Source organism: Chryseobacterium sp. NRRL B-14798, assembly GCF_050470705.1.
Lineage (GTDB): Bacteria > Bacteroidota > Bacteroidia > Flavobacteriales > Weeksellaceae > Chryseobacterium > Chryseobacterium cupriresistens.
Genome location: NZ_JBFLUL010000005.1, coordinates 2,925,567 through 2,951,125, shown reverse-complemented (window position 1 = coordinate 2,951,125; position 25,559 = coordinate 2,925,567). Strand labels below are relative to the sequence as shown.

At 36.7% G+C, this 25,559-nt stretch carries 24 protein-coding genes; 14 read left to right on the top strand and 10 right to left on the bottom strand.

The window, feature by feature from the left end:
- Nucleotides 1–25: 25 nt before the first annotated feature.
- Nucleotides 26–298 carry a hypothetical protein gene (locus AB1278_RS13760; protein ID WP_429815008.1) on the bottom strand — a complete coding sequence of 91 codons (273 nt, stop codon included), beginning with the start codon at nt 296–298 and terminating at the stop codon, nt 26–28.
- Between the two features lie 110 nt (nt 299–408).
- Here AB1278_RS13760 and AB1278_RS13755 point away from each other — a divergent pair, with 110 nt between their 5' ends.
- Entirely contained in the window at nt 409–837 is a 429-nt protein-coding gene (locus AB1278_RS13755) for a MarR family winged helix-turn-helix transcriptional regulator (RefSeq protein ID WP_120230865.1), read from the top strand.
- Nucleotides 834–1,595, top strand: coding sequence for a hypothetical protein (locus tag AB1278_RS13750; RefSeq protein WP_429815005.1), 762 nt, complete (start codon nt 834–836; stop codon nt 1,593–1,595). Before AB1278_RS13755 ends, AB1278_RS13750 begins: the two co-directional genes overlap by 4 nt.
- Nucleotides 1,596–1,906: 311 nt before the next feature.
- Here the strand turns inward: AB1278_RS13750 and AB1278_RS13745 are convergent, their stop codons facing one another.
- Together AB1278_RS13745 and AB1278_RS13740 are read right to left on the bottom strand one after the other, a co-directional pair.
- Nucleotides 1,907–2,761 (bottom strand): nucleoside phosphorylase, encoded by an 855-nt coding sequence (locus AB1278_RS13745; RefSeq protein ID WP_062670273.1) that lies wholly within the window; start codon nt 2,759–2,761, stop codon nt 1,907–1,909.
- A 21-nt stretch (nt 2,762–2,782) separates the two neighbouring features.
- Nucleotides 2,783–3,268, bottom strand: coding sequence for a hypothetical protein (locus AB1278_RS13740; RefSeq protein ID WP_429815002.1), 486 nt, complete (start codon nt 3,266–3,268; stop codon nt 2,783–2,785).
- A 231-nt stretch (nt 3,269–3,499) separates the two neighbouring features.
- On the opposite strand from AB1278_RS13740, the gene AB1278_RS13735 reads away from it, so the two are divergent.
- Complete coding sequence (locus AB1278_RS13735; RefSeq protein WP_429814999.1) at nt 3,500–5,329, top strand: cytochrome-c peroxidase; 1,830 nt, start codon at nt 3,500–3,502, stop codon at nt 5,327–5,329.
- A gap of 188 nt (nt 5,330–5,517) precedes the next feature.
- On the opposite strand, the gene AB1278_RS13730 is transcribed toward AB1278_RS13735, so the two are convergent.
- The gene (locus AB1278_RS13730; protein ID WP_202842671.1) at nt 5,518–5,928 is read right to left on the bottom strand and encodes a helix-turn-helix transcriptional regulator; all 411 of its coding nucleotides are present in this window, start codon (nt 5,926–5,928) and stop codon (nt 5,518–5,520) included.
- Nucleotides 5,929–6,421: 493 nt separating this feature from the next.
- Between AB1278_RS13730 and AB1278_RS13725 the strand changes: the two genes are divergently transcribed.
- The 3 genes from AB1278_RS13725 (at nt 6,422) to AB1278_RS13715 (ending at nt 13,867) form a co-directional block, all read left to right on the top strand.
- On the top strand, nt 6,422–10,480 hold the full coding sequence (locus AB1278_RS13725; protein WP_429814996.1) for a LamG-like jellyroll fold domain-containing protein: 4,059 nt from the start codon (nt 6,422–6,424) through the stop codon (nt 10,478–10,480).
- A 276-nt stretch (nt 10,481–10,756) separates the two neighbouring features.
- A complete protein-coding gene (locus AB1278_RS13720) occupies nt 10,757–12,910 on the top strand; it encodes an alkaline phosphatase PhoX (protein WP_202842663.1) in 2,154 nt (717 codons plus the stop codon).
- A 57-nt stretch (nt 12,911–12,967) separates the two neighbouring features.
- Complete coding sequence (locus AB1278_RS13715) at nt 12,968–13,867, top strand: leucine-rich repeat domain-containing protein (RefSeq protein ID WP_429814993.1); 900 nt, start codon at nt 12,968–12,970, stop codon at nt 13,865–13,867.
- Nucleotides 13,868–13,869: 2 nt separating this feature from the next.
- Here the strand turns inward: AB1278_RS13715 and AB1278_RS13710 are convergent, their stop codons facing one another.
- Nucleotides 13,870–14,193 (bottom strand): translation initiation factor, encoded by a 324-nt coding sequence (locus tag AB1278_RS13710; protein ID WP_002979957.1) that lies wholly within the window; start codon nt 14,191–14,193, stop codon nt 13,870–13,872.
- A gap of 159 nt (nt 14,194–14,352) precedes the next feature.
- Here AB1278_RS13710 and AB1278_RS13705 point away from each other — a divergent pair, with 159 nt between their 5' ends.
- From AB1278_RS13705 to AB1278_RS13680, 6 genes are all read left to right on the top strand, one after another.
- A complete protein-coding gene (locus tag AB1278_RS13705; protein WP_429814989.1) occupies nt 14,353–15,282 on the top strand; it encodes a DUF2268 domain-containing putative Zn-dependent protease in 930 nt (309 codons plus the stop codon).
- A 183-nt stretch (nt 15,283–15,465) separates the two neighbouring features.
- Nucleotides 15,466–17,007, top strand: a complete 1,542-nt coding sequence (gpmI, locus tag AB1278_RS13700) for a 2,3-bisphosphoglycerate-independent phosphoglycerate mutase (protein WP_202842652.1) — start codon at nt 15,466–15,468, stop codon at nt 17,005–17,007.
- A 150-nt stretch (nt 17,008–17,157) separates the two neighbouring features.
- Entirely contained in the window at nt 17,158–18,135 is a 978-nt protein-coding gene (locus AB1278_RS13695; protein ID WP_110008663.1) for an acyl-ACP desaturase, read from the top strand.
- A 97-nt stretch (nt 18,136–18,232) separates the two neighbouring features.
- On the top strand, nt 18,233–18,664 hold the full coding sequence (locus AB1278_RS13690; RefSeq protein WP_062670258.1) for a BT0820 family HAD-type phosphatase: 432 nt from the start codon (nt 18,233–18,235) through the stop codon (nt 18,662–18,664).
- Nucleotides 18,665–18,824: 160 nt separating this feature from the next.
- Nucleotides 18,825–19,634, top strand: a complete 810-nt coding sequence (gene map / locus AB1278_RS13685) for a type I methionyl aminopeptidase (RefSeq protein ID WP_110366009.1) — start codon at nt 18,825–18,827, stop codon at nt 19,632–19,634.
- On the top strand, nt 19,634–20,401 hold the full coding sequence (locus AB1278_RS13680) for a class I SAM-dependent methyltransferase (RefSeq protein WP_202842650.1): 768 nt from the start codon (nt 19,634–19,636) through the stop codon (nt 20,399–20,401). Before map ends, AB1278_RS13680 begins: the two co-directional genes overlap by 1 nt.
- Before the next feature lie 55 nt (nt 20,402–20,456).
- Here the strand turns inward: AB1278_RS13680 and AB1278_RS13675 are convergent, their stop codons facing one another.
- The 5 genes from AB1278_RS13675 to AB1278_RS13655 all read right to left on the bottom strand — a co-directional run bounded on the left by AB1278_RS13675 (nt 20,457) and on the right by AB1278_RS13655 (nt 23,789).
- Nucleotides 20,457–20,705: a T9SS type A sorting domain-containing protein gene (locus tag AB1278_RS13675; RefSeq protein WP_429814983.1), complete on the bottom strand. Its 249-nt coding sequence runs from the start codon at nt 20,703–20,705 to the stop codon at nt 20,457–20,459.
- Nucleotides 20,706–20,912: 207 nt separating this feature from the next.
- On the bottom strand, nt 20,913–21,170 hold the full coding sequence (locus AB1278_RS13670; RefSeq protein WP_429814980.1) for a hypothetical protein: 258 nt from the start codon (nt 21,168–21,170) through the stop codon (nt 20,913–20,915).
- 150 nt (nt 21,171–21,320) lie between these two features.
- Entirely contained in the window at nt 21,321–21,653 is a 333-nt protein-coding gene (locus tag AB1278_RS13665; RefSeq protein WP_202842646.1) for a DMT family transporter, read from the bottom strand.
- Between the two features lie 233 nt (nt 21,654–21,886).
- Nucleotides 21,887–22,951: an IS110 family transposase gene (locus AB1278_RS13660; protein ID WP_227944447.1), complete on the bottom strand. Its 1,065-nt coding sequence runs from the start codon at nt 22,949–22,951 to the stop codon at nt 21,887–21,889.
- Between the two features lie 274 nt (nt 22,952–23,225).
- Complete coding sequence (locus tag AB1278_RS13655) at nt 23,226–23,789, bottom strand: Crp/Fnr family transcriptional regulator (protein ID WP_202842640.1); 564 nt, start codon at nt 23,787–23,789, stop codon at nt 23,226–23,228.
- Between the two features lie 347 nt (nt 23,790–24,136).
- Between AB1278_RS13655 and era the strand changes: the two genes are divergently transcribed.
- Both era and AB1278_RS13645 read left to right on the top strand, forming a co-directional pair.
- Nucleotides 24,137–25,012: a GTPase Era gene (gene era, locus AB1278_RS13650; protein ID WP_411413289.1), complete on the top strand. Its 876-nt coding sequence runs from the start codon at nt 24,137–24,139 to the stop codon at nt 25,010–25,012.
- Between the two features lie 66 nt (nt 25,013–25,078).
- The gene (locus AB1278_RS13645; protein ID WP_110008670.1) at nt 25,079–25,507 is read left to right on the top strand and encodes a DoxX family protein; all 429 of its coding nucleotides are present in this window, start codon (nt 25,079–25,081) and stop codon (nt 25,505–25,507) included.
- The last annotated feature ends 52 nt before the right edge of the window (nt 25,508–25,559 follow it).

Genomic DNA, 25,559 nt, shown 5'->3' with positions numbered 1-25,559 from the left:
ATGGGAAGTCCTTTTTTACTACTGTTTAATTTTGATTAAGCTTACGGGAATGAAGTTCCTTACGGGCATTTTGCCAGCTTTTTCTAATAATAAGATATAAAGGGAAAAAAAACAGAGGAAGCGGAGTGATACCGTTGAACCCTTTCTTAGCGGTAACATAAATGCAGACGCCTACCAGCATTCCCATAATTATACAAAAGGAAATATGAGCTGCAGAACGTTTTTTTTCCTCTTTGATAAGTTCTTCAGTGGAAAGATCCAAAAGTTTATTGTTTTCAGTTTGATGTGTGTTTTTCATAGCAAAGGTTAGTTTTGCTAAAATAAAAAAATAAGCATAAGAATAAATATTTTAAACAAAAATATTGTGCACAAAGTAAATAAACTATCTTTGTAAACTAAAAGAAGACAATGATCCCTCTATCAGAACATTTATGTTTTAAAACATATGCCGTTTCCAGATATATCACGGGTTTATATAAGCCTTACCTGGAGGAAGTTTCACTTACATATCCTCAATATCTTGTCATGACTGTTTTATGGGAATATGGCGGAATGAATATAGGAAAGATTGGTGAACATCTTCATCTGGACAACGGAACGCTTACCCCGCTTTTGAAACGTATGGAAAAAAACGGACTGATCATCAGAACCCGTAGCTCAGAAGATGAAAGAGTAGTATTGATCAACCTTACAGAGCAGGGAGCAAAACTCGAAGAAAAAGCAAAATATATTCCTGAAGCTGTTCAGAATTGTATGCATCTGAGTAATGAAGTAAAAACTCAACTGATGGCTTCTTTAGACGAAATATTATCCATTCAAACCGTGTCCGAACAATGAAGAAAATAGGAATTATAGGCTATGGCTGGCTGGGACAAAGACTCGCATCTTCCTTATCCGGAAAATATACACTGGCAACTACAACTACAACAGAAAGTAAAGTAAATCTACTAAATAATAAAGGAATTCATGCTGTAATGGCTTCTTTCCCGGATTATCAGCTGACAGAACCTCTTTCCCAATGGGGAGAAGTTAAAAATATGGAAGTTTTGATTATTACAATTCCTGTTTCTGAAAAAAGCTGTTGTGTAAGCTCTTTGTATAACAGGATTCAGAATTTGTCAGCTTTTATAGGAGACTTTAAAGGGCAGATGTTTCTGATGAGTTCTACAGGTGTTTATCCCGATATTGCTAAAGAATTTACAGAAGAAGATGTCCCTTTGGAGAAAATATCAGGCGAAAGAATGTTGAGAAATAAATATCCCCAACTGAATATTCTGAGACTTGGAGGGTTGATGGGAGATAACAGACTTTTAAAAAATTATAATGTAGGTGATCTGGACCATGCGGTAAATCATATTCATTATGCTGATATCAGCAGGATTATCTCAGAAATGATTGAACAGAAAAGTGAATCAAAACTTTATAATGTTACGGCTCCTGTACATCCTGCGAAAAGTCAGGTGATTAACGCACAGAAAAATCTACTTGATGAAGAAGAGTTTGAAGTGAAAGGGAAGAAAGTAATGTCTTCCAAACTCATTTCAGAACTGGAGTATACATTTCAATATCCGGATCCGAGGAGTTTTCATTTGTAATCATGGCATTTGTATTAATGATTATCGGCCTTTAACTATTTTACTTACAAGATTTCTATTGACAACTCTGTAATTCCGCAGGAATCTCTACGCTGTTTTTAAAGTTTTGTATTTAGATTCCTAGGGAATGATAAGGTGAGTGGTAAGCTTTGTTCATCGTAAAAGAATCAATATTTTCAGCAAGATACAATTCAATAGGAACGGGCTTTAGCCCGTTAAAAAATAGAAAAAAATCCATCAGCTTTAGCCAAAACCTAATAAAAAACCTCCGGAAACTGTTTCCGGAGGTTTTAGTTTTTATCAAATAAAAATTACTTGATAATTCTTTCCAACACCCATTCAATAAGGTTTTTCTCAGATGCATGGTGATCTGCAGAGAACTCACCGCGTCTTCTATTGGCAATAACGTTATTTACGGTAATGGCTTTGTGGCCTAATAATTTTGAAAGAGCATAGATCGCAGAGGTCTCCATCTCAAAATTGGTAATTCCAAGATCATTCAATGTTTCCAGGAATTGGTCATCTACCGCTTTCAAACGAAGCTGTCTTCCCTGTGGAGCATAGAATCCCGGGAATGTTGCTGTATTTCCGTGGTATTTGGCATCTTTGTAGTATGCTCCCATTTCTTCTGCCCAGTCTGAGAAATAAAGCATTGGCTTGATTCTTTCGTAGGGAAATTTTTCAAGGAAACTCTTAGAAAACTCATTTTCGAAGTTGTAGTCCTGGTAGAAATGCATCAGTCCGTCTAATCCAACTACATTTTGAGTTACAAGCATATTGTCCACCTGTACGTCAGGGTTTACACTTCCACAGGTTCCCATACGGAAAAGCTCAAGCGCTTTGTGCTCAGTCTTGAATTCTTTGTTCTGAAGATCAATGTTCACCAAAGCATCCAGTTCGTTCATCACGATATCGATGTTTTCAGTTCCGATACCTGTAGACATTACGGTAATTCTTTCTCCACGAAGCGTTCCTGTATGCGTATAGAATTCTCTTTTATTTTTTTTGATTTCTACGGTATCGAAGTATTTTGAAACTTTTGCCACTCTGTCAGGATCACCCACAAGGATGATTTTGTCAGCGATATCTTCAGGTAAAAGATTCAGGTGGTATACACTTCCGTCTTCATTCAGAACAAGTTCTGAGGCAGCAAGTTTGTTTAGCATAATATGTATATTTTTTGTTTTTTAATTAATCATAATGGCCTCTTTATAAGGAGATGCCATCACTTCGTAGATGTCATTGTATTCTTCTACAATTCTTTTCTGGCCGTTCATTACTTCATATACGGTAACAACGGTTTTTTCAATATTTTTAGGATCTTTTCTCTGTGAAGTGATTTCGTAGAAGTGATCCTCTTTTTTAAGAATAGAAATCAGTTCTTCCTTTGTGGAATTGTTGGAAGTCATCATTCCTGGGAACTCCGTAACAATATCTTTCAGGTCAGAATAATTTTTATAAGGCTTGGTTACCCCATTGGAATGTATATAGACATTGGGAATATTTTTATCTTTTTCCAGGCGGACCAAATAATAATCAGAACCTCTTTTCTCAGCATAAACAGCCATTTCCTGTTTCTTTTCAGGTTGTTTTTCCTGCTGCTTTTTCTTTTGGGAAAATGCCGTCATAGAAAGGAAACTTGCCATAACAGCAAACCATAGTTTTGTTTTCATACTCCTATTTAGTTTTTTTGATGTGTTGAATTTAATTGAAAAAATCCTCTCCCAATAATCTCCCGCCATTATTTTTTTATTGGTATTTTGAAAAACCGTTTCTTCAGAATAATGAATTTGATTTCGGGGTTTAAAATTAGTGAAAAATATGATATCAGAAATATAAACATTATTTAATCTCTTATTAAAACTCAGATAACATCAGATCAATAGTTTTGCAGCTAAAAATTCATGAGATCTTATCCACTGCTTGTAATTGTCCTTCTGATAGGATTTGCAGTAATGTCCTTTAATCCTGTTTACAAAGGAAGAGAAAACGAAAATACATTTGTCAATAAAGGGCTGTCCGACTTTAGAATAAAGCTTGAACAATTGAAATCTGATGTTGATAAGTTCTCTGAAGACCGTATTTCTCTGGAAGAACTGCAAAAATCGCTGAGCAGTACAAGAAACTCATTCAAGGAAATAGAATTTTATATTGCTTACCATTATCCTGAATTTACCAAAAGCCACCTTAATGCAGCGCCATTGTTTCACATCGAAGCAGCTGGGACATCGTCATATACACTTCCTCCTGAAGGATTGCAGGTGCTTGATGAACTTATATTTTCAGAGGAAGCAGGAAATGAAAAAGAAAAGATCAAAACCATCACTACCTTTTTGTATAACAGCTTTTCCGGGTTTTATTTAAGTGCTTTAAAAAATGGGTTGAGCAAAGGAAATAACAAAACACTGCCTTTGCGAATAGAGTTGATCAGGATCTATTCACTGGGTGTTTCAGGTTTTGATACGCCGGGATCTTTGAATATTTCCGAAGAAACCAGCCATGCTTTTGCAGGAATACAGCAGTACATCAATGATGATCTTTATTTTAAAAATTATAATACTCAGAAAGCCAATCAGATTTTAACAGAAGCCATCAGTTATCTTTCAAAAAATACCGACTTTGAAACCTTTGACAGGATTGAGTTTTATAAAAAATACGTGCAGCCTTTATATGAAGAACTTGGGAAATGGGATGGCAGACCGGATGACCTTAAAGAATTTTCAGGCTGGAATGTGGGGAATAAGAACTTTTTCAGCAGTGATTTTTTAGATCCTTATTTTTATACCTTATTGAAATCTTCGGAAGACAGTCCGGAACTCCGAAATCTTGGAAAATCCATTTTCTACGATCAGAACTTAAGTGGTAACGGGAAAATGAGCTGTGCCACATGCCATCTTCAGGAAAACGCTTTTACAGATCTGAAAGCAAAATCACAAAGTAATGTGGAAGGGAAAACAGTGTTGAGAAATTCGCCCTCTTTATATAATGCTGTTTTTGCCAGGAGATTTTTCTATGATCTTCGTGCTTTCTATCTTGAACAGCAGGCAGAACATGTTATTTATAATGAGCAGGAATTCAATACCAGCTATGAAAGCATTATCCAGAAATTAAAAACAAAACCTGAGTATAAAAAAGCGTTCCGTACTGCATTTAAAGACGGAAAAATCAGTAAAGAAAACTTCTCCAAAGCATTAAGTTCTTATGTGGCTTCATTGTATTCATTTGACAGCGATTTTGACCGTTTTATGAGGAATGAAAAAAATGTTTCCGATGATGTGAAAAAAGGATTCAACCTCTTTATGGGAAAAGCCAATTGTGCAACCTGCCATTTTGCACCTACCTTTTCCGGATTGGTACCGCCGTTTTTTAATGAAAATGAATCCGAAGTACTGGGAGTAACTACCACGCCGATCAAACAGTTTCCGGTAGAACTTGATCAGGACTTAGGAAGAGGAAACAGCCCGGTGAAAAAAGAAAAGTCATGGATTTATGATTACTCTTTTAAAACCGTGACAGTGAGAAATATCGCACTTACAAAGCCCTATTTCCATAACGGAGCTTTCAACACCCTGGAAGAAGTTCTTGATTTTTATAATGAAGGCGGAGGAGAAGGTTTAGGATTAAAAATGAAAAATCAGACGCTGGCACCCGATAAATTGAACCTCACCGAAGCAGAAATAAAACAGATCATCGCCTTTCTGAATGCTCTTACGGATGTGAGTAAAGCGAAGTAGATGGGTTGGAGGGTTTGAGAGTTTTAGAGTGGGAGGGTAGAGATTAGGGGTTCTGAGGAACGAGATTCAGTAGGAATGATATGGTTTTAATAAAAACAGGCTAAATTCTGAAACGGGTGTAAATGTAATCTACCTTCGTTTTAGAATTTAGTCTTAAGTTATTTTACAGATCGGATCAATCTGTTTGTTTATTTGTTTTGAATCAGCTTTTCCAGCTTATCAATCATCTCTTGTTGTTGTTTAAGCATACGCTCATAGAGTTCAACCATTTTGTCGAGGGGGTTGAAAGTGGGTTGATTATTAAAAAAAGCCGGTTGTTGACAATTATCAAAAGAGGCCGTATTAGAAATAATGTTTATCGCTTGTTCTTCATCAAAATTTTCAATTGCTTCTGCAGGAACTTTAAGAATCTGAGCCACCTGAGCGAGAATATCAGATTCTACTGTTTCTTTTTGTTCTAAAAGAGAGATTTTCTTCTGATTCCAGTCGTCACCTAATTCGAAAGCTAAGGCCTCCTGCTTGATACCCAGCATTTCACGGAAACGTTTAATATTTTTGCCTTGATGTATTTTTTTATTTTGCATAGCTGTGTCAATCATAATAACAAATATAAAGTTTTAAGAGATAAGAATAAAACTCGTTTTTAAAATAAATTACCTTCTAAAATATTCTTGTTTCTAAATAAAATTTCTCTTTTCCGACTGGTTTAGCTTACTGAATATGACTTGTTTTGAATCAATTAACAAATTTAATAAAGATAAGTATCCAAGAAGAATATGAAATAATTGTGCCTTACATCACATATCCGAACCCTGAAACCCGTAGTATTTGTTCATTTTCTTTACTATTATCAAATTTCTTTTTCTTTAATTGTTCTTTTTTTACATAAAATGTTCTTAGACTTTTGTATACCTTAAATCTATTGAAGCTTGTCTAGGTGCAAGATAAACAACTGAAGAGCCAATGTTATATATTTTTATTGTATTAATTGAAAATGTAAAATATTAGTAAAATATTCGTATTTCATATAGGTATTATTGTTATTGTTTAAATTTACTTCATTAATATTAATGTAATATTTAAATAATAATAATGATGAAAATAAAACGACTTCTTTTACCTACATTGCTGATCTCAGCACTTTACCATACCCAAAATCTTCCGGCAGCAAGAAACGAGACTGAGGAGGATGAAGACATTGAATACGAATTAAGGCACAAGTCTCAGCCCTGGTTTTCTGAAATGAAAGACAATGCCGATTACTTTAAAGTAAAAGCCAGTTTCGACAAATATTTTGGGAATCACAGATGGGAAAAAAGCAAGCCGAGAAGCATTGGTGAAGACTGGCTAAGAACAAAATTGTTTTATTTGGACAATCAAGGGAAAGTTACCCCAGAACCTTTATTGTTTAATCAACCTAAAGTAAAAAATATTGCCTTATTACCCACACAAACACAAGTTGGTGATTGGACAATAATAGGGCCGGTGAATAGTGCGAGTACAAATTATTCCAACAAGTATAATCACGGAGGGTATGTATTTTTAACCAGGATAGATCCTACCAATGCTCAAAAGATGTTTGTATCCTTCGTAACCGGAGGGCTATGGCGTACCATAGATGGAGGAACGTCCTGGAATCTGGTAGACAATGGTTTTCCTGATTCTAAATATAATGACATTGACGTATGTATTGCCAACCCGCAAACAGTGTATGCATTAAGCAATACCCAGCTCATTAAATCTATAGATGGTGGACTTAACTGGACTGCCACCACGATGACTTCCGCAAACTATTCCGGAAAAGCTTATGATATTGCAGTTTCTCCTTCAAATGCCAATATTGCTGTGGTTCACTGGGGAACCTCATTGTACAGAACGAGTGATGGCGGAAATACCTGGAGTGCCGTTCAAACCAGTCTTCCTGCAGATTATCAGATTGGGGATTCTTCAACGCAGAGTGAATCTTTGGAATGGGATCCGAATGATGAGAATTCGGTTTATTTTGGCAGTTCATCAAACAATAATATTTTCAAAGTTTATAAATCAACTAATAAGGGAGTTAGCTTTACCCAATTAAATTCTACTACCCTGGATACTACTGCCAATGGGCAAATTATTGGCTGGGTTAAAGTCTTCTTACCCACAAATAATACTTCTTCGTTCTATGTAGCGGCAGGTAGCGGTGCTAATGCTTATGGGCATCAGGCGGTTCATCTTTATAAATTTAATAAGACAACCGGAGCAGTTGAAAATTCCAGAATCAATATGGTTCCCGGTTCCGGAGGAATTAACAGTCTGCATCATGGCGACATACAAATGGACCGTAATGATGAAAATAAGATTGTATATGGAACTTATGGAGTGGATCAAATCAGGATTTCCACAGATAATGGAGTTACCTTTACTACTCCTGCGTCATATACCCATCCTGATATCAGATCCATGGATTTCGTGAACGGAAAATTTGTAACAGGCAGTGATGGGGAAATGGCAGCATCCGGCAATTTGGGAGTCACAATAACTACTTTAACCAACAGTATTGGTAATCATGAGCTTTGGGGTTTCGGAAGTGCTTTCAAAACCAATCTGGTTGCATCGGGAAATAATCATGGCCCCGTAATGATTAAGGAAAGTGCCAATGGTTTTGATTGGTATAACGGAACAGGGGCAGATCAAGGGAATACAGACGTTAATCCGTTAGATGACCGGTATATTTACAGCCAGGGATATAGTAATTACCGGTATTTCAGGACCGGCGTGAATACACTGATTAATGAACCTAATTTTCTGGATTTAGGAGGAATTTATGCTTATTTTAATTCCATAGAATTCCATCCCAATAAATACTATACCATGATTACCCATCATGCAGGTCAATATCCGACAGGCAACCCGAATTTGGCAACATGGAAAAATTCTCTTATTAAAACCGAAGACAACGGAAATAGTATATCTATTGTAAAAACCTTTGGCAATCAGGTATTCAGAGAAAAGATTTCTGCTAAAAATCCCAATGTAATGATTGTTGTTGAAGGTTTAACCAATAATAAACTTTGGAAGACGACAGACGCCGGGCTTACGTGGACTGATATTACCCCTAATACCACGGTAACTTCCGGACAAACCAATATATCAGATATTGCCATTGGAGATGATGATCCAGACAAAATATGGATAACTTACAGCGGTGTTCAGTCTTCATGCAAAGTATTAAAGTCGGGTGACGGAGGAGCAACCTGGACTAATCTCAGTTCTTCTGTACTCACTACTTCTCCTATTACGAAAATTATTTTCCAGAGAGGATCAAACGGCGGTGTGTATGTAGGCAATAAAGCAGGAATATTTTACAGAAATAATGTGATGCAGAATTGGGTAATGCTGGGTAATGGCTTGCCCATGTGTGATGTCCGTTTTATGTTTATCAATTACAATGAAAATAAATTAAAAATAGGAACATCCAGAGGTGCATTTGAGCATGCTTTATATGAGATAAGTCCTCCCAGTGCTTTAATATCAGTGGGAAATAATAAAATTAGCTGTCCGGCTGCAGAAAAAGTCCAGTTTAAAGATTATTCCGTTGTACATAATGCAAGTGCTACATGGCAATGGAGCTTTCCGGGAGGTACTCCTTCCACTTCCACATTAGAAAACCCATTGGTTTCTTATGCGGGAGCAGCGAACGGAACCTATCCCGTAACTTTAACGGTGACAGATCAATATGGAACAAGCACGCAGACACTCAATAATTTTATCGAAATCAATAATCAGTGTGGAACTGGCCAGCCGGACAAAATCCCTGGAAACAGCATAAAACTTACAGGTCAAACCACAGGCGATTATATTAAAGTAGATAACACCAACCTTAATAAAAATTCTTTTACATTCTCTTGCTGGATAAAACCCAACGGTATCCAGACCGATTACAGCGGTGTTTTTATGTCTCAGGATGGCAGTAATCCATTTGGAATGAATTTCAGAGAAGGCAACAACACTATCGGCTTTCACCCGGACTGGAGCTGGTCTTCCGGGTTACAGGCTCCGGTAGGGCAATGGTCACACATCGCATTGGTAAGCAACGGAACGAATGTAATAATATATGTTAACGGAAAAGAAAGTGTAAATAATACAGCATTACCGTCTGAAGTTTTCAACGTCTTGTTTTTAGGAAGCTATGGAAGAGGTTATACGAACAGATTTACCCAATTGGAAATGGATGAAGTTGCCATCTGGAATAGGCCGCTATCCATTGATGAAATCAGACAATGGAGACACTTGACAAAAAGTATTGCCGGAGATCCTATTTTAAATGGATTGGTGTATTATCTTCAGTTCAATGAATCGGCCGGGAATATTACGGTTAATAAAAACAACTCAGGAACTTTTGCATCCTATCAGGGAACAGGATATACAAGATTAGCTTCAAATGCTCCTGTTTTTGAAGGAGTAAGCGAAAAAATGAATATTACGTCTTCTGGTGTGAAAGATTTTACAGCTTCCGGGATTTCTATGGAGTTTAACTCAGGTACATATCCGAATGGTGATGTATGGATATCAAGAGGTACAATTAATCCGGATCAACTACCAAATACAGATACTAATTTCGGCTTCTATACGATTATAAACAATTATGGGACAAACCTTGCATTTTCACCGCTTGCCTCCTTATCATTTTATAAAAATACAGGATTTGGCAATTATCTGAATCCATCTTCTTACAGTCTCTTCAAAAGAGGGAGCAATGACTTTGGAAGCACCTGGGGAACAAGCGTCGATAATGCAGATCAGGTTTCCGGTACAGGTCTTAACACAAAGGTTACTTTTAACACAAATTTAAATGTAAATTCTTTCAGTCAGTTTTTTCTAACCAATTCTTCTTCTACATTATCCAGAGTTAATTCCGAGGTTGTGAAAAATCAGTTGCCAAGAATTGTTCCCAACCCTTCTGCTCAGGGCACTCCAATCTCAGTCCGCGTACCAAAAGCGTGGGTGGGCTCACAATTAATTATTTATGATATGTCCGGTAAAAAAGTAGCAGAAATATTCAGTTTAAAATCTGAAGAAAACATTATGCTGAACCTTCCTAAGGGATCATATATAGCATCCTATCTATCTAAAACCGATACATCTCGGGAAAAATTCATCATTAAATAAATTTTAAAAACAATATTTGATTTATAGGGTATGTCAGTTGGCATACCTTATTTTTTTGATTGTCCTTTTTCTAAAATTTTATAATCTTAATTAGGATTTCAGATACTTGTGTTCCGAAAAAAAGGTTGGGACCTTATGCTTTTGTAACAAAAAATTAATCCACTTAACATTAGGTTTTTGATAAGTTAATATTCGATGATTTAGATTTAAAATCCTATTAACAGAGAAAAAGCGCTAAAAAAATAGTTTTGCAAGGTCTAATAAATCAAATAAAAAATGAAGAAAAAACTACTAGCAGTGGGAGCTTTGGCTATACTGGCCAGTTCTGGTCTTCAGGCGCAGACCTTGATATTCAATAAGAATGCGTCATGGAGCTATAAAGATAACAACCAGGCGCAGCCAGCCGGTTGGAATGCCCAAACCTATGATATTTCAACATGGGCAGTAGGAAACGGTCCGTTGGGATATGGAGATCCTGTAACTACTACCATCAATTCAGGGCTTACTACAGCCTATTTTGCTAAAGATTTTACGGTAGATCTTTCAACGCTTTCCGATACTATAGAGTTTGGTGTGATGAGAGATGATGGTATTATTGTATACCTTAACGGAGAAGAAGTTGTAAGAGATAATATGCCTGCAGGTGCTGTTACATTCAATACTTTCTCCAGTACTACTATTGACGGGGCAGCAGAGAGTGTTTATAACATTTTTTCAATTCCAAAATCAAAATTTGTAAACGGTGTTAACAGATTTTCTATTGAATTACATAACAGAAGTACAACCAGTTCAGACTTAAGAATTGATGCTTATCTGAAAACGACTACCAATACAACTATTCCTGTAGCTTGTAACGGAACGCATATCAGTTGTTTTACTTCAATTGTTCCTACAGCACAAACCAATAAGTTAATTATTCCTGCTGAACACAAATACCAGCTTATTTTAAAAGAAGGAGACAGCTATACCGAAGGCGGAGGATTGGTAGGAGGTCAGAATGACTTTACCGGTTATGTTCCAAAAACAGGAAGTAGTACCAACGGATACCTTTCTGTCAATCATGAAACGAATCCCGGAGGAGTTACCATGGCAGAAATCAACTATAACGCGACTTCAAAACTTTGGCAGCTGACAAAATCAAGAGCGGTAAGTTTCTCAGATCCAAGTTTGGTACAGACGATCAGGAACTGTTCCGGAGGAGTTACGCCGTGGGGAACTATAGTCACTGCAGAAGAATCTGTAACTTCCAATGATGTGAACAATGACGGTTATAAAGATTATGGCTGGCTGGTAGAGATTGATCCTGCTACTGCTCAGGTTATATCTAAAAACCCTAACGGGACAAAAGGTAAGCTTTGGCAGATGGGAATCATGAACCACGAGAACGTGGTGATCAATAATGCGGGAACTATAGCATATTATGGAGAAGACGGTGGAACTCACTTGGTGTACAAATATGTAATGGATACTCCTAATGATCTCTCTTCTGGAAACCTTTACGTATTAAAACTGGATCAGGGATTAACGGCTGCAGGAGATCCGGTAGGAACTACAGCGACATGGATTCAGGTTCCGAATAAAGAAAAAGCAGATCAGAATAATACCAATACCAACGCCCTGTCATTAGGTGGAACAAAATTCAACGGGGTAGAAGATGTTGATATCAGCCCGCTGGATGGTAAAATCTATTTTACAGCCAAAGGATTAGACAGAGTATACCGTTTACAGGATAACGGAACTACTGCTTCTCAGGTAGAAACATTTGTAGGTGGAAGTTCTTCTGTATATTCTTTCAATACAGCTCAGGGAATGAAATCTGAAGCCTGGGGAGACGGAAATGACAACCTTACTTTCGATGAACTTGGAAACCTTTGGGTACTTCAGGATGGTGGTAAAAACTATATCTGGGTCATTGCTCCGGATCATACACAGGCCAATCCGAAAGTAAGACTATTTGCTTCTATGCCGGCTGGTTCGGAACCTACAGGATTGACATTTACTCCTGATCATAAATTTGGTTTCTTCTCTATCCAGCATCCGGATTCTACGATTTCTACAGACGTAGATGCAACAGGAAATACGATTGATTACAGAGGGAAATCAGCAACAGTTGTTATTGCCCTTAAAAATAATCTTGGAACTGAAGGAACTTTAGGGACTATTGATACCAAAATTGAAGAGAATACAGTAACGGTAGCACCGAACCCAACTTCAGGAGTGGTAAAAATCAATTCTGTAAAAGGATTGAAAGATATTTCTGTAACAGCTTACAGCATGGACGGGAAAATCGTTTACACGAAGAAATTCAACGGAACCAATAAAGCATTGGATCTTGATTTCACACAACAGTTGGAAGGATCACGAGTTTTAGTTTTAAATATTGAAGCTGAAGGAGGATTCCAGAAAACAGTTAAACTTGTAAAGAAATAAATTATTTATAATTCTTGTCTGTCGGCAGCTTTGGTTGCTGGCAGACCTTTTATTTTTATGAAAAAGCTTTTCTTATTGATTTCCGTCATCTCACTTTCTCAGATCAAAGCACAGATTGATCCGGTGAAATATCCTACATTTACCAATATTGAAGATGCTTTAAAAAGTAAAAAAGCGGTTTACAGTATAAGTTTCAGAGAAAAAGGTCTTTTTAATCTTCCTCCTCAGATTGTAAAACTGGATTCATTATTCTTTTTGAATATTATGGCGAATAAGCTTGAGAAAATGGATCAGGAACTTTTTGCTTTAAAAGAACTGGAAATTTTAAATGTGAATGAAAACAGCATTAAATTTATTCCTGATGAGGTAAGCAATCTGAAGAAACTGACTACTTTTTCTATGAATCTGAACAGCTTGACAAGCATTAATCCTAATCTTGCAAAGCTTCAGAACTTAAAAGTGGTACATTTTGATGCTAATAATCTAAATATATTTCCCGAAGCCCTTATGGAAATTCCCGCGTTGGAAGAAATCAACCTTCAGGGAAACCAGATAAGTTTTATTGCAGACAAACTGGATCAGATCAAAAATCTGAAATTTCTCAACCTTTCAGATAACCAGATCAATGATCTTGGAAATCTGTCTTTTCCGGAAAATTTAAAATATCTTGAACTGCAGCAGAATGCTATTATGAGGCTTCCGGAAAACCTTTTTAAAGCAAAGAAGCTTGAATTTCTGAATGTAAGCGGAAATCATATCACAGAAATATCGCCCAAAGTAAAAGGGCTGAAAAATATCGTCAGCATGAATCTGGCCAATAATGATCTGAAAGACATTCCTGTAGAAATCAAACAGCTTAAAAATCTGAAAACATTGATTCTTACAGGAAATCCTATAGAAAAATCTAAAATTGAAAACTTAAAAACCTTACTGCCGGAAACCCAGATCTATTTCTAGAACTATCCGCCAACACGTTTGGTTTTATATCCCATTTCTTTAAGGATATTCATGATTTTATCACGGTTATCTCCTTGAATGATAATCGTTCCATCCTTCTCAGAGCCGCCTATACCCAAGGTGGTTTTTATTTTCTTTGAGATTTTTTTCAGGTCTTCCTCGCTGCCTTCCCAGCCTTCAACAATCGTTACAGGCTTACCGTTTCTTCCTTTTTTCTCAAATTTGCATACCAATGGCTCTTTCTGCTTGAATTCTTCTTCAGGCATCTCAAAATCCTGCTCTTCATGATCAGGAAAAAGATTCTTCAATTGATCTCGTAAATCCATACCGCAAAATTAAAAAGAATTAGCGATTAATGAACTGAAATAATCAACGAAATTTTAATTTTTCAACCCTGTCAGGTTCAAACCTTGACAGCGTTTATTTCTATTCTGTATAAGTTTTTATATTTTTAGCCGTTTGATAAGATATCTTTAAAAACTAATATGAAAACCAGATATATTTTTACATGTCTTCTTTTAGCCTCCGGAATTGCAAAAGCACAGACAGGTTTCTCCACTGATCCATTGAACGCTGTATTTGAAACCAGAGATACAGACCGGTTCTGGAAAGCATTCGATAAAATGGAGGCTTCAAAAGAAAATCCTTTTAGAGATTATATCAGTAACGGATCTCCGGGCGTAAAAGGTTTTATGGAATACCGCATAATCAATGCTGATTCGTTATATACAATGGTAAAAAAGAGAAAAGAAGATTATCTTAAAAGCCGGAATGTTCTGTCAGGAATCAATCAAAAAGAAAAAAGAATCAGAGCGGTGTACAGCGCATTGAAATACTGGTATCCGCAGGCAAAATTTCCACCCATATATTTTGTATACGGAAGATTTAATACGGGAGGAACATTTTCTAAAGACGGCATTATGATCGGTACCGAAACTCTTCAGAATCTGGATGGAATTGCAGGACTTGTTTCACATGAGACGATTCACTTTCAACAGGATATCAAAGGAACTGATAACCTTTTAAAATACACATTAAGCGAAGGTAGTGCTGATTTTATCAGTGAGCTGGTGTCCGGAGAAAGCCATAACAGCCCGTTTTATCAATATGGAGAGGCTCATTCTGATCAATTATACAAAGAATTTGTAACGGTACTCAAGAAAAATGATCCTACAGACTGGCTTTACGGAACCAGCAAAAAAGACAACAGACCGAACGATCTGGGCTACTGGATTGGGTATAAGATTTCTGAGGCATATTTTAATAAACAGTCAGATAAGCATAAAGCTATTGACGATATCTTACATATTCAGAATCCTCTTCTGTTTCTTAAAGAGAGTGGCCTTTTGGATCGGTATATCAGAGAATATGTGAAGCAAAATAATAGCAGTTTTGAAGTTTTTTTTAAAGAATAAAATGGAATACTGCTGGCAATTTAAAAGTTCATCATTATACGAACCGTGTCAAGGTTTTAAACCTTGACACGGTTAAAATTTCAAAATTAATTGACTAATCATCAGCAGTCCATAAAATTCAAGACTTCAAATTCTTCTATTCATAGGAAATTAGGTAAATTTGTCTAACAAAAGTTTTACAAAATGTCGAAAAAAGCAATACTGGCCATTCTTGACGGATGGGGATTGGGAACAAACCCTAACGTTTCTGCAATAGATAAAGCAAATACACCATTCATAGACAGCTGTTACCAGAAATTTCCACATACCACCCTTGAAGCAAGCGGGCTGGCGGTAGGTTTACCAGCCGGACAGATGGGAAATTCTGAAGTAGGACACATGAACCTGGGAGCCGGAAGAGTAGTATACCAAAACCTGGTAAAACTGAACATGGCCGTCGAAAAAGGAACACTGGGTCAGGAAAAAGTGATTCAGGATGCCTTTGAATACGCCAAAAAAGAAAATAAAAAAGTACATTTCATCGGATTGGTTTCCAACGGAGGTGTACACTCACATATCAATCACTTAAAAGGATTACTGACCGCTGCTAAAGAATTCGGTTTAAATGAGAATGTTTTTGTTCACGCATTTACCGATGGCAGAGACTGTGATCCGCATTCCGGATTAGGGTTTATCGATGAACTTCAGAAACATATGGAAGCAACTACCGGAAAGCTGGCAACAGTGGTAGGAAGATACTATGCCATGGACAGAGATAAAAGATGGGAGCGTGTAAAATTAGCGTACGGTGCCCTTGTGGAAGGAATAGGAGAACAGACAACGGATGCTTTGGCAACAATCAAGATGTATTATGATAATAATGTAACCGATGAGTTCCTGAAGCCTATTATTTTAGTGAATACTACTGCTACAGGAAATGTAGTACCGGTAGCAAGAATCATTGAAGATGATGTGGTGATCTGCTTCAATTTCCGTACAGACAGAGGAAGAGAAATTACAGAAGTTCTTTCCCAGAAAGATTTCCCGGAATTTGGAATGAAGAAGCTGAACCTTTATTATATCACATTGACGAACTATGATAAAACATTCCAGAATGTGCAGGTTGTTTTTGATGAAAACGTACTGACAGAAACCATGGGTGAAATTCTGGAGAAAAATGGAAAAACCCAGATCAGAATTGCAGAAACAGAAAAATATCCTCACGTTACTTTCTTCTTCTCAGGAGGAAGGGAAGAGGAATTTACAGGAGAAAGAAGACTGCTTTGCCCAAGCCCGAAAGATGTTCCTACCTACGATCTGAAACCGGAAATGTCGGCCTATGATATTACCAATGCTATAGTACCCGAACTGGAGCAGGGAACAGCTGATTTTGTCTGCTTAAATTTCGCCAATACAGATATGGTAGGCCATACAGGTGTTTTTGAAGCAGCAGTGAAGGCAGCAGAAGTGGTAGATCAATGTATAGAAAAAGTGGCTACAGCAGCCTATGAAAACGGATATGCTGTTTTCATTCTTGCCGATCACGGAAACTCAGATGTAATGATCAATCCGGACGGAACTCCAAATACCCAGCACTCCACAAACCTGGTTCCTTTTATTGTGATGGATAAAGACCATACATGGAATTTAAAACCAGGAAAACTGGGCGATGTAGCCCCTACAATCCTTAAAGTAATGGATGTGGAAATACCAGATGCAATGACTGGAGAAGTTTTGGTTAATTAATATTCAATAATATTGTTAAAAAAATGCCGTTATGCTTTAGTAGCGGCATTTTTTTTATGATTTATGTCAGATAAAGTATGCAAGTCATACTTTATTATGCGTTAAATAATAAATAAATCATATCTTTGTAAATTAAAACTGAATAGTAAAATGTATCAAAAGCTTGTTAGGAAAGAAGTAATGGGATTATTGGAAAAGGAAGTAGGTTCTTTTCTTGATAAATTTTTAACGCCAATTGAAAAAATATGGCAGCCTTCCGATTATTTACCAGATCCTTCAAGTGAAGAATTTAAACACGACTTAGAAGAAATTCAGACTTTTGCCCGCGAAATGCCTTATGATCTTTTTGTAACATTGATTGGTGACTGTATCACGGAAGAGGCACTTCCATCTTATGAGTCTTGGTTAATGGGCGTTGACGGAATCAATCAGGAAGAAAAAGTAGGCTGGGCCAACTGGGTAAGAGCGTGGACCGCTGAGGAAAACAGACACGGAGATTTATTAAACAAATATCTTTATCTGTGCGGAAGAGTAAACATGAGAGAAGTGGAAATCACTACCCAATACCTGATTAATGACGGATTCGATCTGGGAACAAGTATGGACCCATACAGAAACTTCATTTATACGAGTTTCCAGGAAACGGCTACTAATATTTCTCACAGAAGAGTAGGAACATTGGCTAAACAATCCGGAAATGGAAAATTGGCAAAAATGTGTGGTGTGATTGCTGCAGATGAAGCAAGACACGCTAAAGCATACAAACATTTCGTAGCAAAAATCCTTGAAGTAGACCCTTCGGAAATGATTCTTGCGTTTGAAGATATGATGCGTAAAAAAATTGTAATGCCTGCTCACTTAATGAGACAGTCAGGACAAAAAGCAGGTGAACTTTGGGGGCATTTCTCAGATGCTGCACAAAGATGTATGGTGTACACAGGCCAGGATTATATCAACATTATGAAAGACCTTTTAGATGAATGGAAAATTGAGCACGTAAAAGGACTTACAGAAAAAGCTGAAAAAGCTCAGGAATACCTGATGAAGCTTCCTGCAAGGCTGCAGAAGATCACAGACAGAGTTTCTACTCCCGATCTTCAGTTCCAGTTTAGCTGGGTAAAAAGCTAATACGATCTTTATTATTATTAAAATATAAAAGTATTGAGTGCCTTTCTTTTTGGCACTCTTTTTATTTCTTATCTTTGCAAAGCTAAAAAAAGACAAAATGTTAAATAATAAAAAGATTGCTGTTGACTTTGACGGGACTATTGTTGATGATGCTTACCCGGCCATTGGAAAACCGAAAACTTTTGCATTCGAAACTTTAAAAAGACTTCAGTCTGAAGGATTCAGATTGATACTTTGGACATACAGACACGGAAAAACATTAGATGAAGCGGTAGAATTCTGCAAAAAAAACGGAATAGAATTTTATGCTGTGAACTCAAGCTTTGAAGGGGAAGTTTTTGATCCTGAAAATCAGTCCAGAAAATTAGATGCAGACTGGTTTATTGACGACAGAAATTTAGGAGGATTCCCGGGATGGGGTGAAATCTACAACATCATTCAGGAAAGAATAGAATTCCGTGTGGAAGGAAAAGAGGTTCTTGCCTATTCAAAACTTAAAAAAGAAAAGAAAAAAGGACTTTTCTGGTAGAATACAGAAATGAGAAGCCAGAAATTAGAAGTTAGTTTTTAACGGCTAATTAAAGCTTCTGTTTTTTTATCAAAAAAAGTTTATAGATTGTTATAATATAGAAATACACATCATGCTGTAATCTAGCTTCTAACATCTAATATCTAACATCTATACAACAATGATTCAATTAAAAACGATAGACGAATTACGTCTGATGAAGGAGAGTGCCCGATTGGTTTCTAAAACATTGGGAATGTTGGCAAAAGAAATTAAACCGGGGATTACTACCTTATATTTAGATAAACTGGCTCATGATTTTATTAAAGATCATGGTGCTGAACCTGCATTTTTAGGATACGGAGGATTTCCAAACTCTCTTTGTATCTCTCCGAATGAGCAGGTTGTTCATGGTTTCCCAAACAATGATGTGGTAAAAGAAGGAGATGTTCTTTCTGTAGACTGTGGAGTTATTCTAAACGGTTTTGTAGGAGATCATGCCTACACTTTTGAAATCGGGGAAGTAAAGCCTGAGATTAAAAAATTACTACAGGTTACCAAAGAATCTCTGTACAAAGGGATTGAGCAGTGTGTCAGAGGAAAGAGGATCGGAGATATCTCCCATGCGATTCAGGCACATTGTGAAAAAGAAGGATATGGAGTGGTAAGAGAGCTTGTAGGCCATGGATTAGGCAGAAAAATGCACGAAGATCCGCAGGTTCCGAACTATGGAAGACAGGGAAGCGGAAAAGTCATTAAAGACGGTTTAGCAATTGCTATTGAACCGATGGTGAACATGGGAACTGAAAAAGTGAAGTTCCATAACGACGGCTGGACGGTAACAACGTTAGATAACATGCCATCTGCTCACTTCGAACATGATGTAGCAGTGATCAATGGTAAGCCGGTATTGCTTTCAACATTTGATTATGTATATGAAGCTTTAGGGATTGTAAGTGATGAAGAAAAGCAGTTCCAACTGGATTTTTAATGAAAAAGGTAACTAAGCTTTTACTGAATAAAATTCCACGTCCTATGCTTATTAAAATGAGCATCTGGGCAAGACCGCTTATTTATCAGTTTTTCAAAGGAGATCAGTTTTTAGATCCCATTGACGGAAGATCTTACAGAAAATTCCTTCCGTACGGATATGGAAAACAAAGAGAAAATGCACTCTCTCCGGGAACGTTAAGTTTGGAAAGACACCGCCAGATGTGGCTGTATCTTCAGAACGAAACCGATTTTTTTATTAAAAATTATAAAGTTCTGCATATCGCTCCTGAACAGGAATTTTTAAGAAAATTCAAGAGAATGAGCAACCTGAATTATATATCGGCAGACTTATATTCTCCGATTGTAGATGTGAAAGCTGATATTCTGGATTTGCCTTTTGAAAATGACAGCTTTGACATTGTTTTCTGTAACCATGTTCTGGAACATATTGAAGACGATGCAAAAGCAATGAGCGAGCTATACAGGGTAATGAAACCCGGCGGATGGGGAATTCTTCAGGTTCCGATGAAAAACTCACTGGAGAAAACCTATGAAGATTTTACCATTAAAGATCCAAAGGAACGTCAGAAGCATTTCGGGCAGTATGATCACGTTCGCTGGTACGGAATGGATTATTTCGACCGTTTAAGAAAAGCTGGCTTTGAAATAGAACCCAACTTCTATTCACAGAAATTCTCTGAAGAAGAAATAAAAAAATACGGGTTAAGACATAACGAAATCTTACCGGTAGTTTATAAAAAATAAAATAAAACCCGTTTCAAAAGTTGAAACGGGTTTTGTATAATTGAAAAGTCAGTTGTTATTCTTTGACAAAAGGGTATGACTTATAATTTTCTATCTTGATCATATATTGTCCTTTCTGTAAACCGCTTGTATCAATTGACGTTTTGCTGCCGTTTGTTGTCGTTTCAAATACCAGTTTTCCTGACAGATCGTAGATCTTAAGGGAAAGGTTTCTCTCAATATTTTCAAGATGTAAAACCTCTTTTACAGGATTTGGATAGGCTTTAAACGTTTTTGCAGCGGCCTCAGTTTCTTTCGTACTCATTTGTGCAGTATTATTGTTGTAATAGACCTTATTTCCTGAAGGATCCGTTATTATCAGCGTTTTGAGGCTGCCATTTGTAATAATCTGATAGCTGTATATAGATGCATAGGCTCCCGATACGTAAGTGTCACAGTTTTTCTGATCGTAGGCCCGAACGGCTGGAGCATTTCCGCCATTATAAAACAAAAGAGTACACGAGCTGGCTGTTTAGATAAGATTGTTACTTCCAGGCATAACTCCGAAACTCATCATAGACGTATTATAATATCTGGAATTAATAACATAGCTTGTACCTCCTGCCGAATTAAATGTAGTAGCAGGCACTCCATTATCTATTAAAGGGGTGTTGGTGGTCTGGCCGCTACTGGTCACCATTTTGGAAATATACCAATTATTGGAAAGCAGTTCAGAAGTTTGCTGGGCAGTCAGTAAACCACCTGCTAAAAGGAATAGAATTTTTTTCATAGGTTAAAAGTTTCCGGTAAAGATAGAAAAAGAATTACTTACTGTTTGCTCTTTTATAAGGATCATCCAGATGAAAATTAAGACAAACAAAAACCGCCTTCATGACGAAGACGGCCCATTTTTAAATATTGATAGAAGTTTATGCGCTTTCTAGTGTGATGAAGATACAGCCTTTAATCCTACCACAGAACCGATAAGTGTTACAATAAAAAATACCCTCCAAAAACTTACAGGATCCTTAAAAAAGATAATTCCCATTAAGGCAGTTCCCACTGCTCCGATGCCTGTCCATACTGCATAAGCAGTCCCGATAGGCAGCGTTTGAGTTGCTTTAATCAGCAAAAGCATACTGATCGTCATGGTGATCAGAAATCCCGCATACCACAGGTACATTTCAGTTCCTGACGTTTCCTTTGCCTTTCCCAGACATGATGCGAAGGCAACTTCAAATAATCCTGCGATAACTAATAGTAACCAATTCATTTTTTAAATTTTTCTACTGCAAAGTTCAGAATTTGACAGGAGAAAAAATTTTACAATTGTTAAAAAATAAAAGCAAGCTGGAAGCTGGAGGATTTGAATAGTAAGCTGCAAGAAAAAAGAAAAGATTGCCTCATATCAATAGGAGCGGACTTTAATCCGCTTATAATATAAAAAATCATTCCGTTGGCTTTAGATTCTGTGTTAACTTCCAAATATTTTTTATACATTTATATTTATAAAAGCGACCTTGAGTTAGCTTGCGTAGGGTGAACGTCTTTGATTTTTACCCTACTTTCTTCAAAATCTATCTGGTAAAAAGTTTTATTTTTAAATAAAATATACATCAGTTCCAAGAGTTTTCTTTGTACAGCAACCAATCCCTTCATTTTAATTCCTGTTTTTTCTGTAATTCTTTGAAACAAATCCTGATGGTTTTTATTCATTTTGACGGCTGTCATGGCAGGAAAATGTAATGTTTTTCGAATATTTTTATTTCCTTTCTTACTAATTCTTGGCTTACCTTTTATTGATGTTCCGGACTGTTTCTCGCGGATATCTAATCCTGCATAACTTACCAGTTGTTTTTTATTTCTGATTAGCTCAAAACCATTGGTTTCAGCTAAAACAGCAATTGCCGTTGATTTTCCAATACCCGGAATACTGCTCAACAGATTAACTCCCCTGGTAGCCTCAGGACTTTTCTTTACCTGTGCAAGCATATCCTCATTAATTTCTTTCTCCTGTTTTTTCAATAGCGAAATACGCTCGGTCAGCCGTTTTATGGTTCTTGAATTCGGAAGAGCTTGAGTCTTTTCAGCATGCAGCTGATTCATACACCTTACCCTTTCCTGAATAACCTGGTTTTTCTCGCGGCTTAGCTGCTGAAGTTCTTTATACACAAGGTTTGCGGGTTGCCATAATTCTAGTTTTCTGCTTAAACCAAACTGTGTAATAGCTATGGAACAGCTTTTATCGGTAATGGTTTTGATATCCAGAGTCCTGATGAAATTACTGATCTTATTAGGCAGCACAATGACTGTTTTTTCTTCCTTTGCATAAAGAAAATGAGCAAATCTTTCATGATACACCCCTGTAGCCTCCATGACAAAAATAACCTCTATATTAAGTGTCTTTTTGCTGTACACCCATTTAAGAAGTGATTCAAAGCCTTTTTCGCTGTTGCTAAAAACTTTATAATCTTTGATTTCTGTACTTAGATCTTCCATTAATTTGCCAAAACTTGCCACCAGTTCATCTTTGGCTACATCTATTCCTACAACCTGTTTTAATGCACTCATATTTTTATCTTTAAATAAAAGCAAGTCTTCCTTCGTTTTGTCTCCTGATTATTATCCAAGATATCTTTTTCGATTCTTTAAATTCTGTTCAAACTCTAAAAGGAATAAAGAAGTGAGGACATTTCTAAAGCACAATATACTTCCTGAGTTATTTAGCCAAAACTGTTCTCTCACCCCTTTTGCTTTGTATGTAAATTTATTCTTTTGCAAACATAGGAGCCAAAACATAAGAATATTTAAATCTTTCAATTCTTAAATCTTTGAATCTTTAAATTTATTTAATCTCCCCCCTGATTCTACTTAAACTCACCTGCGTAATCCCCAGATAAGACGCAATATAACCCAGCTGTACTCTTTTAAGAAGCTCAGGCTGATAGGTCATAATATCTTTGTAGCGTTCCAAAGAAGTTTTGAACTGTCTTGAAATAATCAGCTCTTCGGATTTTATCATTTCTGCTTCAGCAAGCTTTCGCCCCCAGTTGGCAATATGAATATCTTCATTGAACAGTTTTCTGAGGCTTTCCGTTTCCATTCGATAGAGGTCGCAGTCTTCCAGAAGCTCGATGCTCTCGTAACCGGGTTGATCTTTCACATAGCTTTTCATCGAGAGAATGCATTGACCTTCACTTCCGAACCAGAAGGTAATATCATTGTCAGCTGTTGAAGAATAGGCTCTCGCAATACCTTTTCGTATAAAATAAAGATAAGGAATCACTTTGTCGGCTTCCATCAGACAAAATCCTTTAGGATAGGAAACTTCAGTAATATGCTCTTTTAAGCTGTTTTTTGATGCTTCAGGAAGAAGGTAAACCTTATCAAGAATCTGGTCTATATTCATAAAGATGAATTCTAATATTCAAAAATATCAGTTTTAAGTAATGCAATACAAAATTATCCCTTAATTTTTGTCAGAAATCTTGTAATGATTACGATCAAAATTCTTCCGGATTCAGTTTATTTACTGTCAATATTACAACGAAAATAGCAAATTCCCCTCCTCTGGACGAGTGGCGAAAACTCAAAGAATTTTTGACGGGGTGGTTAGCTCAGCCATCGAATCCCTTTATATTTCCTCTTCAACATCCCTTATTTCAAACTATAACTCTCTTTTTTCCTTTAAAAATTAAGATTAACCGTAAAGACCAATTTTGTTTTACTAACTTTGCAGTTCGTAATATTATTTTTATGCACAAAGCAGGATTTGTAAATATAGTTGGAAAGCCCAATGCTGGAAAATCGACCTTGCTCAACCAATTAATGGGGGAGAAGCTGGCGATTGTAACGCAGAAAGCTCAGACAACCCGCCACAGAATTTTTGGTATTTATAATGAAGATGACCTTCAGATTGTATTTTCTGATACTCCGGGAGTATTGGATCCAAAATACGGACTGCAGGAAAAAATGATGGATTTTGTAAAGGATTCTTTACAGGATGCTGACATTTTCCTGTTTATTGTAGACGTTACCGATAAAGCGGAACCATCAGAATTCTTAATTGATAAACTGAATAAAATCCCCGTACCTGTACTTCTTCTCTTGAATAAAGTAGACCAGACCGATCAGGCAGGCCTTGAAAAATTGGTTGAAGAATGGCACAACAGAATTCCAAAAGCTGAAATTCTGCCTATTTCTGCACTGAATGCCTTCAACACAGAAGTTATTTTACCTAAAATAAAATCTTTACTTCCCGAAAACCCTCCTTACTACGATAAAGATCAGTACACGGATAAACCGGAAAGATTTTTCGTAAATGAGGCCATTCGTGAGAAAATCCTTTTGAATTATGATAAGGAAATTCCCTATTCTGTAGAAGTGGTAACAGAACAGTTCAAGGAGAAAGAAGGAATTATCTTTATCGATTCAATTATCTATGTTGAAAGAGATACTCAGAAGGGAATTATTATCGGGCACAAAGGAGAAGCGATTAAGAAAGTAGGAACTGAAGCAAGAATAGATCTGGAGAAGTTTTTCACCAAAAAAATTCATTTGAACTTATTTGTGAAAGTGAAAAAAGACTGGAGAAAGAACGACAGAGATCTTAAAAATTTCGGTTACAGATAAACTAAAATAGCCGGAATCCCGTTGTATTAAAAGATTTTTATTACCTTAGTATAAATTTTTTAGTAGATGAACTATAATAATTCAAATTGGAGCTCAATACCTAAAGATATTATATTATTAGCAGTGAGAGTGTTTGTTGGTTTTGCCATGCTGTCCCATGGTTTTCCAAAACTTCAGATGCTGTTGGCAGGCGGTAAAATCGAATTTTTCGATTTTATGGGACTTGGCCCTCAGATTTCACTGATTCTTACGGTTTTTGCTGAATTTGTATGTTCGATACTACTTATTTTAGGGCTTTTTACAAGAGTTTCTTTAGGCTTCCTGATCTTTACCATGATCATTGCTGCTTTTGCAGTACACGGAGCAGATCCTTTTGAAAAAAGAGAAATGGCACTTGTCTATCTTTCTGTTTATCTTCTACTCATGGTAACCGGAGCCGGGAAAGTTTCAGTAGATCATATGATAGAAAGAAGAAAAAGAGCTTCAGACTGGTAATTTTACAACACAATAAATAAAAGGCACTTCAGGAAATGAAGTGCCTTTCTGT

Bases quoted from the DNA above. Each gene is read 5' to 3' on its own strand.
- AB1278_RS13760 (WP_429815008.1), bottom strand. From the start codon at position 298: ATGAAAAACACACATCAAACTGAAAACAATAAACTTTTGGATCTTTCC.
- AB1278_RS13755 (WP_120230865.1), top strand. From the start codon at position 409: ATGATCCCTCTATCAGAACATTTATGTTTTAAAACATATGCCGTTTCC.
- AB1278_RS13750 (WP_429815005.1), top strand. From the start codon at position 834: ATGAAGAAAATAGGAATTATAGGCTATGGCTGGCTGGGACAAAGACTC.
- AB1278_RS13745 (WP_062670273.1), bottom strand. From the start codon at position 2,761: ATGCTAAACAAACTTGCTGCCTCAGAACTTGTTCTGAATGAAGACGGA.
- AB1278_RS13740 (WP_429815002.1), bottom strand. From the start codon at position 3,268: ATGAAAACAAAACTATGGTTTGCTGTTATGGCAAGTTTCCTTTCTATG.
- AB1278_RS13735 (WP_429814999.1), top strand. From the start codon at position 3,500: ATGAGATCTTATCCACTGCTTGTAATTGTCCTTCTGATAGGATTTGCA.
- AB1278_RS13730 (WP_202842671.1), bottom strand. From the start codon at position 5,928: ATGATTGACACAGCTATGCAAAATAAAAAAATACATCAAGGCAAAAAT.
- AB1278_RS13725 (WP_429814996.1), top strand. From the start codon at position 6,422: ATGATGAAAATAAAACGACTTCTTTTACCTACATTGCTGATCTCAGCA.
- AB1278_RS13720 (WP_202842663.1), top strand. From the start codon at position 10,757: ATGAAGAAAAAACTACTAGCAGTGGGAGCTTTGGCTATACTGGCCAGT.
- AB1278_RS13715 (WP_429814993.1), top strand. From the start codon at position 12,968: ATGAAAAAGCTTTTCTTATTGATTTCCGTCATCTCACTTTCTCAGATC.
- AB1278_RS13710 (WP_002979957.1), bottom strand. From the start codon at position 14,193: ATGGATTTACGAGATCAATTGAAGAATCTTTTTCCTGATCATGAAGAG.
- AB1278_RS13705 (WP_429814989.1), top strand. From the start codon at position 14,353: ATGAAAACCAGATATATTTTTACATGTCTTCTTTTAGCCTCCGGAATT.
- gpmI (WP_202842652.1), top strand. From the start codon at position 15,466: ATGTCGAAAAAAGCAATACTGGCCATTCTTGACGGATGGGGATTGGGA.
- AB1278_RS13695 (WP_110008663.1), top strand. From the start codon at position 17,158: ATGTATCAAAAGCTTGTTAGGAAAGAAGTAATGGGATTATTGGAAAAG.
- AB1278_RS13690 (WP_062670258.1), top strand. From the start codon at position 18,233: ATGTTAAATAATAAAAAGATTGCTGTTGACTTTGACGGGACTATTGTT.
- map (WP_110366009.1), top strand. From the start codon at position 18,825: ATGATTCAATTAAAAACGATAGACGAATTACGTCTGATGAAGGAGAGT.
- AB1278_RS13680 (WP_202842650.1), top strand. From the start codon at position 19,634: ATGAAAAAGGTAACTAAGCTTTTACTGAATAAAATTCCACGTCCTATG.
- AB1278_RS13675 (WP_429814983.1), bottom strand. From the start codon at position 20,705: ATGAGTACGAAAGAAACTGAGGCCGCTGCAAAAACGTTTAAAGCCTAT.
- AB1278_RS13670 (WP_429814980.1), bottom strand. From the start codon at position 21,170: ATGAAAAAAATTCTATTCCTTTTAGCAGGTGGTTTACTGACTGCCCAG.
- AB1278_RS13665 (WP_202842646.1), bottom strand. From the start codon at position 21,653: ATGAATTGGTTACTATTAGTTATCGCAGGATTATTTGAAGTTGCCTTC.
- AB1278_RS13660 (WP_227944447.1), bottom strand. From the start codon at position 22,951: ATGAGTGCATTAAAACAGGTTGTAGGAATAGATGTAGCCAAAGATGAA.
- AB1278_RS13655 (WP_202842640.1), bottom strand. From the start codon at position 23,789: ATGAATATAGACCAGATTCTTGATAAGGTTTACCTTCTTCCTGAAGCA.
- era (WP_411413289.1), top strand. From the start codon at position 24,137: ATGCACAAAGCAGGATTTGTAAATATAGTTGGAAAGCCCAATGCTGGA.
- AB1278_RS13645 (WP_110008670.1), top strand. From the start codon at position 25,079: ATGAACTATAATAATTCAAATTGGAGCTCAATACCTAAAGATATTATA.